The following is a 7471-nucleotide window of genomic DNA, read 5'->3' on the forward strand; positions in this document are numbered from 1 at the left end:
TGCCGCGGGGGTCGCCGTAGCCGAGCGCGGAGGCGCTGGTGTCGGTCAGGACGGCGCGTTCGGCGCGCAGCCACGCGGCTCGGGGGAAGGCGGCCAGGTCGGGGACGCCGGGGGACAGGTCGATGCGGGCGCGGGCCTGGCGCAGGCGGTCGAAGACGTCCGGGCGGGGGTGGGGGGAGAAGAGCGGGCTCGGGTCGGGGCGGGTGTGGGGGTGGGTGCGTGCTGGTGGGGGTGTCATGGTCGCCATGACGATGGTGCCGGCTCTGCCGTGGCCGCGTACGTGGCCGTCCTCGGCCAGGCGCCGGTAGGCCTCGGTGACCACGCCGCGGGACACGCCCAGGTCGGTGGCGAGGGTGCGGCTGGGGGGCAGGCGGCTGCCCCGGGGCAGGTCGCCGTGGGTGATCGCGGTGCGCAGCCGGTCGGTGAGCCAGTCGGTGGTGTGGCCGGGTGGGGCGTGGGCGGGGTCGAGGTGGAGGAAGTCGGCCCCCACCGGTTTGGACCTGTCGGATGGGTCGTGATTGGACCTGTTCACTGGTCCAGTGTGACGGAAGGCTGGGTGCATGCACACAGTCGTTCCCTTGTTCAGATACCGGTCGCGGTCCGTTCCCGTGCGCGGGGAGGTGGCGGCGTGAGCGTGGAGTTCCTGTTGACCGCTCTGGTGGTGGTGGCCGTCCCGGGGACCGGGGTGTTGTACACGGTGGGGGTGGGGCTCTCGCGGGGGACCCGGGCGTCGGTGCTGGCCGCGTTCGGGTGCACGCTGGGTATCGTCCCGCACGCGTTGGCGGCGGTGACGGGTGTGGCGGCGCTGTTGCACGCCAGCGCGACGGCCTTCCAGGTCCTCAAGTACGCGGGGGTGGCCTACCTGCTGTTCATGGCCTGGAGTACGTGGCGCGACCGTGGGGCGTTGGCGGTGAAGGGTGATGCCTCGTCCCGGTCGGGGGTGCGGGTGGTCGTCTCGGGGGTGCTGCTCAACCTGCTCAACCCCAAGTTGACGATCTTCTTCCTGGCGTTCCTGCCGCAGTTCGTGGGGGCGGGGGCGGGTGATCCCCTGGTGCGCATGCTCGTCCTGAGCGGGCTGTTCATGGCGCTGACGTTCGCGGTGTTCGTGGTTTACGGGTACTTCTCGGCTCTGGTGCGCGACCGTGTGGTCGGCGACGAGCGTGTGCTGGCCTGGCTGCGGCGCGGCTTCGCGGGCGCGTTCGCCCTGTTGGGGTTGCGGTTGGCGGTGGCGCAGCCCTGACGGGCGCGGGGCGCGTTCGGGGCGCGGTGTTCGCCCCGAACGCCCCGGCGGGCGGTGTCAGGTTCGGGTGTCGGCGGTGGGGGTGAGTCTGCGTTCGATCCCGTCCAGCAGCGCCTCCAACCCGAACCGGAGCGTCTCCCAGGCCTCCTGTTCGAGGTAGGGCTCGCTGTCGTCGGTGTTGGTGAAGGCGCCCTCCTGGGCCATGGCGGTGAGGGTGGGGAAGCGGTCGCCGAAGTCCGGTGCGACCTCCTCCAGTTGCGCCGAGCGCGCGTACCACCACTCGTCCTCGGCCATGCCCGTGGCGGCCTGGGCCTGGCGGGCCTCGGCGCTGGTGCGGACCAGTCCGCGTACGAGGTTGTACAGGCTGCCGAAGGCGCTGCGGATGTCTTTGGGGGCGAGGCCGGCCCGGTGCAGGACCAGGGCCAGGGCCTCGAAGACCCGGTACTCGTGGGGGCCCAGGACGGGACGGGCGTGGGAGACCTGGAGGGTCCAGGGGTGGCGCAAGCTGAACCGCCACAGGTGGTGGGCCCAGGTGGTGGTGGCGGTGCGCCAGTCTCGGTCGGTCTCGTGTTCGACCGCCTCGGCCAGTTCGGCGAAGGCGTGGTCGTACATCAGGTCGATGAGTTCGTTCTTGCTGGCCACGTAGGTGTACAGGGACATCGCCGACCGTTGCAGGCGCTCGCCCACCGCGCGCATGGACAGGGCCGTCATGCCCTCCTCGTCGGCCACGGCGATGGCCGTTTCCACGACCAGGTCCACGCTCAGTTCGGGGCGGGGGCCGGGGGAGGCGTGCCGTTCCGGGGCCGCGGTTCCCCGCCACAGCAGTGCCATGGAACGGCGCGCGTCCCCCTGTCCGGCGTAGACGACCACGGCTGCCTCCTTCGGCTCGTGTTGACCCGGGGTGATCACTTTAGCGCATAAGGAGTTGAAGGTTGTCCCCGGTGCGTCGATCCACGTATCGACTTTGTCTCCTTAGTGCGTAAACTATCGACCTCGACCATCAGTTTACACCCTACGGATTTGTGAGGCCCAGCGTGCGCACCGAACCCGTCGCCCTCGCGGACACCCATGGCACCATCCAGGTCAGGGGTGCCAGGGAGAACAACCTCACCGATGTGTCGGTGGACATCCCCAAACGCAGACTCAGTGTCTTCACCGGTGTGTCGGGGTCGGGAAAGTCCTCCCTGGTGTTCGGCACGATCGCCGCCGAGTCCCAGCGTCTGATCAACGAGACCTACAGCACCTTCGTGCAGGGCTTCATGCCGAGCCTGGGCCGCCCCGACGTGGACACGCTGCGCAACCTCAGCGCGGCGATCATCGTCGACCAGGAGCGCATGGGCGCCAACTCCCGCTCGACCGTGGGCACGGCGACCGACGCCGCCGCCATGCTGCGGATCGTGTTCAGCCGGGCGGGCACTCCGCGCCTGGAGCCCTCCAGCGCCTTCAGCTTCAACAACGCCGAGGGCATGTGCCCCGAGTGCGAGGGCCTGGGCCGCACCCACCAGGTGGACGTCGGGGAACTGGTGGACCGGGACCTGTCCCTGAACGAGGGCGCCATCACCGCGCCCGGGTTCGCGGTCGGCAACTGGTACTGGCGGACGATGGCCCACTCCGGGATGGTCGACCCCGACACGCGGCTGCGCGACTTCACCCCCGAGCAGTGGGAGACCTTCCTGCACACCCCCGCCACCCGCGTCAAACGCGAGGGCGACTCCTTCACCTACGAGGGCCTGCTGGTCAAGGTCCGCCGCACTTACCTGTCCAAGGACCGCGAGTCCATGCAGCCGCACATCCGCGCGTTCGTGGACCGGGCGGTGACCTACTCCACCTGCCCCGAGTGCGACGGCGCCCGCCTCAACGCCCGGGCCCGGTCCGTGAAGGTCCAGGGCCGCACCATCGCCGAGTGCGCGGCCATGCAGATCGACGACCTGGCCGCGTTCGTGCGCACCGTCGACGAGCCCTCGGTCGAACCGCTGGTCGACAACCTCGGCCACACCCTGGACTCCCTGGTCGAGGTGGGCCTGGGCTACCTGAGCCTGGACCGGGAGTCGGGCACCCTGTCCGGCGGCGAGGCCCAGCGGGTGAAGATGGTGCGCCACCTGGGGTCCAGCCTCAGCGACGTCACCTACGTCTTCGACGAGCCCACGGTCGGCCTGCACCCCCACGACATCGAGCGGATGAACCGCCTGCTGTCGGGGTTGCGCGACAAGGGCAACACCGTCCTGGTGGTCGAGCACGAACCCGAGACCGTCGCCATCGCCGACCACGTCGTCGACCTGGGCCCCGGAGCCGGACCCGACGGTGGCCGGATCACCTACACCGGCGACGTGGCCGGGCTGCGCGCCTCGGGCACCCTCACCGGACGCCACCTGGACCACAGGGTCACCCCGCGCGAGAAGGTCCGCACCCCCGCCGGCGTCATCCCCATCACCGGAGCCAACACCCACAATCTCAAGGACGTCGGTGTCGACATCCCGCTCGGGGTGCTCACCGCCGTCACCGGGGTGGCCGGGTCGGGCAAGAGTTCCCTCATCCACGGCTCCCTGACCGGCCGTGACGGCGTGGTCGTGGTCGACCAGTCACCGATCCGCGGGTCACGGCGGTCCAACCCGGCCACCTACACCGGGCTGCTCGACCCGATCCGCACCGCCTTCGCCCGCGCCAACAAGGTCAAGGCGTCGTTGTTCAGCGCCAACTCCGAGGGCGCCTGCCCCGAGTGCAAGGGCGCCGGGGTCATCTACACCGACCTGGCGATGATGGCGGGTGTGGCCTCCACCTGTGAGAAGTGCGGGGGCTCCCGGTTCCGGCCCGAGGTCCTCACGCACACGCTGCGGGGCAGGAACATCAGCCAGGTGTTGGCCATGACGGTGGAGGAGGCACGTGGTTTCTTCACCTCCGGCAACGCCGGCGCCATCCTGGGACGGTTGCACGACGTCGGTCTGGGCTACCTGGGGTTGGGACAGCCCCTGACCACGCTGTCGGGCGGTGAGCGTCAGCGGCTGCGGCTGGCCGTGCACATGGCCAAGGAGGCGTCGGTGTACGTGCTGGACGAGCCCACGAGCGGGCTGCATCCGGCCGATGTGGACCGGTTGCTGGCGTTGTTGGACCGGCTGGTGGACGCCGGTGGGACGGTGGTGGTGATCGAGCACCACCAGGCGGTCATGGCGCACGCCGACCACATCGTGGACCTGGGGCCGGGCGCCGGGCACGACGGGGGACGGATCGTGTTCGAGGGCACGCCCGCGCGGATGGCCGCCGAGGCCGACACCCTCACCGCCCGGCACCTGCGCGCGTACCTGGGCTGGTAGGCGCGCGGGGTCGCCGCCCCCGCCCCCACCGGGGCGGCGACCGCGGTCCGGGCCCCGGTAGCGGGGCGGGGGCCCGGACCGCGGCCTTTCCCGGGGGTGGGGCGGAGGGCGGGTCAGACGGTGTGGTCCAGGACGAAGTCGAACTCGGCGGCCTTGCGTCCCCAGTGGTTGTGGACGTTCATCAACAGCCGGGGGTCGAAGATCCAGTCGGTACCGTTGCGCGGCTCGCCCGGGAAGTACAGCTGGGTGGTGAGCACCGGCCGGGCCGGGGCCTGCACCTTGACGTGCAGGTGGCGAGTGCGTCCGGGGTAGAGGCCGGGGACGACGGTGGTCAGGCGGAAGGCGCCGTCCGCCGCGGTGTACTGGTGGCCGCGGTAGTCGTAGCCGGTGTTGTCGTAGACGCCGCCGGCGTCGGCCTGCCAGAAGTCGAGCAGGGCTCCGGCCACGGGTCGGCAGTCCCTGGTGAAGACGTAGCCGGAGACCGACAGGAGCACCCCGTGGTCGCCCGGGACCACCAGGTCGCGGCGGCGCGGGGAGTGTGGTGTGAAGTAGGGGCCCTCCATCTGCGGGGGCGTGGGGTCGTCACCGTCGTCGCACTGCGGGGTGGGGTCCAGCGCGGTGCCGTCCGCGGCCCGGTCGCGGGCGAGCGCCGGGGCGGACCCCGCGGCGGACAGCAGCGCGGCGGCGGGTGCCGCGACGAGGGCGGCCCTGAACAGGGTCTTGCGGGTCGGTCCGTCCTGGTGTGGGCGGTCGGTGCTCTCGGCCATGGAGGCGCTCCTCGTGGGGGAGGTGGGGGGGTGGGGCCCGGCCGGGACTCCCTGCGGGTGAGGATGAGACTACGTTCCGTTCCCTCCGGGGGCGATGGACGGATCTCGGCGAACGTGGTGCTTCTCCGGGACGGTGCGGCAGCGGCGCCGGAACCGCCCGGGGCTGGTCCCCGTCTCGCGGCGGAAGAACCGGCAGAAGTAGGCGGGGTCGGTGAAACCGACCGCTCGGGCCACCGCGGCCACGGTCAGGCCGGTGCCGGCCAGGAGCCGTTTGGCCTCCAGGGTGCGGGCGTCGCGCAGGAGCGCGCCGGGGGTTCGGCCGGTGGCCCGTTTGACCGCGTCGGCCAGGTGGCCGGGGGTCACCCCGAGCCGGGCGGCCGCTTCGGCGACCGGCATCCCGGTGGCCGAAGCGGGTTCGTCGAGGAGGCGGAGGAACCGCTGGGCCGGGGTGTCCGTGCCGGAGTGCGGCCGCGCGGGTCCCCGATCGGCCCAGCGGGCCGCTCGGGTCAGCAGGATGTGCAGGTAGGCGCGGAGCACCGAGGCCATGCCGGGCTTTCGGGCGCGGAATTCGCGCAGCATCTCGTCGAGGACTCCGGAGACCTCGGCGGCGGCCTCGGGGGGCAGGGCCTGCCAGGGGTGGTCGGCGGCCAGTCGGCGCAGAAGGCCGAGGTCGTCCGGCCGGTCCAGTAGGAAGGCGTCCTCCAGCAGCATCACGTGGCCGTCCACGCCGTGGGCCGCCGCCCAGTGGTGCACCTGTCCGGCGGAGAGGATCCCCAGGTTGGGTGGGGTGATCGGCCACCGGTGCAGGTCGATGACGTGCTCACCGGAGCCGGCCGTGACGTGCACGATCTCGTGGAAGGTGTGTCGGTGCGCGAACGCGGCCCGGGACAGCGGGCCGATCGTGTCGAAGGTCCCGATGGCGAACGGGAAGAGCTGCGGGGCTGGGACCTCCAGTCGGTGCAGTTCCAGGGGGGATGCCGTCTCCATGCTCGTTCTCCTGCCGTTCCCGGTGTGGTGGGCCGGTGTCGGCTCCATCATCGCCAATCGGATCGTTGAACGGTCCCGGGAGCGGGTCCGGCCCGGTGGGCGGGTTCGGGTTTCGGGCAGGGGCGTGGCGTCTCGGGCGGTGGGGCCGCCTCCCCGGTGTGGCGCCACCGGGGAGGCGGGGTCTGGGTGGTGGCCGTGGTCCGGGTCAGGGAGCGGGGACCGGCTCGGGCTCGCCGGTGGCGAACTGGGTGCGGTACAGCTCGGCGTAGCGGCCGCCGCGGGCGAGCAGTTCGCCATGGGTGCCGCGTTCGGCGATCCGGCCGTCCTCGACCACGAGGATGGCGTCGGCGGCGCGGATGGTGGACAGTCGGTGGGCGATGACCAGGGAGGTGCGGCCGCGCATGGCCTCGGCCAGGGCGTCCTGGACGGCGGCCTCGGAGGTGGAGTCCAGGGCGGAGGTGGCCTCGTCGAGGATGACCACCTCGGGGTTGGTCAGCAGCAGGCGTGCGATGGTCAGGCGCTGGCGTTCGCCGCCGGAGAAGCGGTAGCCGCGTTCGCCGACCACGGTGTCCAGGCCGTCGGGCAGGGCGGCGACGAGGGTGTCCAGGCGGGCTCGGCGCAGGGCGTTCCACAGGTCGGTGTCGGTGGTGTCGGGGTTGCCGAGGGTGAGGTTGGCGCGGATGCTCTCGTGGAGGAGGTGGCCGTCCTGGGTGACCATGCCCAGGGTGTGGCGCAGGGTGTGGAAGGTCAGGTCGCGCACGTCGTGTCCGCCGACGCGGACGGTTCCGGAGTCGGTGTCGTAGAGGCGGGGGGCGAGTTGGGCGATGGTGGACTTGCCCGCGCCGGAGGAGCCGACGAGGGCGACCATCTGGCCCGGTTCGACGCGGAAGGACACGCCGTGCAGGACGGGTCCGTCGTCGGTGCTGTCGAGGGTGGCCACCTCCTCCAGGGAGGCCAGGGACACCTTCTCCGCGCCGGGGTAGCCGAAGGTGACGTCGTCGAACTCCAGGGACGCGGGGCCGGGGGGCAGGGCGTGTGCGGTGGGGCGTTCGTCGACGAGGGGCTTCAGGTCGAGGATCTCGAACACGCGGCCGAAGCTGACCAGGGCGCTCATGACTTCGACGCGGGCGCTGGCCAGTGCGGTGAGGGGGGCGTACAGGCGGGGGGGG

7 protein-coding genes are annotated in these 7471 nt (G+C 71.9%); 2 read left to right on the top strand and 5 right to left on the bottom strand.

Features of this window, described 5'->3' with window-relative positions:
• The coding region (locus D471_RS0126575) for a GntR family transcriptional regulator (protein WP_040691439.1) at positions 1–532 on the bottom strand (532 nt) is incomplete at its 3' end.
• 96 nt (positions 533–628) lie between these two features.
• On the opposite strand from D471_RS0126575, the gene D471_RS0126580 reads away from it, so the two are divergent.
• Positions 629–1240: a LysE family translocator gene (locus D471_RS0126580; RefSeq protein WP_017601425.1), complete on the top strand. Its 612-nt coding sequence runs from the start codon at positions 629–631 to the stop codon at positions 1238–1240.
• 57 nt (positions 1241–1297) lie between these two features.
• On the opposite strand, the gene D471_RS0126585 is transcribed toward D471_RS0126580, so the two are convergent.
• Positions 1298–2110 carry a TetR/AcrR family transcriptional regulator gene (locus D471_RS0126585; RefSeq protein WP_017601426.1) on the bottom strand — a complete coding sequence of 271 codons (813 nt, stop codon included), beginning with the start codon at positions 2108–2110 and terminating at the stop codon, positions 1298–1300.
• Between the two features lie 164 nt (positions 2111–2274).
• On the opposite strand from D471_RS0126585, the gene D471_RS0126590 reads away from it, so the two are divergent.
• A complete protein-coding gene (locus D471_RS0126590; RefSeq protein WP_017601427.1) occupies positions 2275–4548 on the top strand; it encodes an ATP-binding cassette domain-containing protein in 2274 nt (757 codons plus the stop codon).
• Positions 4549–4661: 113 nt separating this feature from the next.
• Here the strand turns inward: D471_RS0126590 and D471_RS0126595 are convergent, their stop codons facing one another.
• From D471_RS0126595 to D471_RS0126605, 3 genes are all read right to left on the bottom strand, one after another.
• Positions 4662–5315 (bottom strand): dioxygenase family protein, encoded by a 654-nt coding sequence (locus D471_RS0126595; protein ID WP_017601428.1) that lies wholly within the window; start codon positions 5313–5315, stop codon positions 4662–4664.
• Positions 5316–5384: 69 nt separating this feature from the next.
• Positions 5385–6302, bottom strand: coding sequence for a helix-turn-helix domain-containing protein (locus tag D471_RS0126600; RefSeq protein ID WP_017601429.1), 918 nt, complete (start codon positions 6300–6302; stop codon positions 5385–5387).
• Between the two features lie 205 nt (positions 6303–6507).
• The coding region (locus D471_RS0126605; RefSeq protein ID WP_017601430.1) for an ABC transporter ATP-binding protein at positions 6508–7471 on the bottom strand (964 nt) is incomplete at its 5' end.

The sequence above is a fragment of the Nocardiopsis lucentensis DSM 44048 genome (genome assembly GCF_000341125.1).
Lineage (GTDB): Bacteria > Actinomycetota > Actinomycetes > Streptosporangiales > Streptosporangiaceae > Nocardiopsis > Nocardiopsis lucentensis.

Excerpts from the sequence above, each read along its gene's own strand:
- D471_RS0126595 (WP_017601428.1), bottom strand. The coding sequence starts at position 5,315 with ATGGCCGAGAGCACCGACCGCCCACACCAGGACGGACCGACCCGCAAG.
- D471_RS0126600 (WP_017601429.1), bottom strand. The coding sequence starts at position 6,302 with ATGGAGACGGCATCCCCCCTGGAACTGCACCGACTGGAGGTCCCAGCC.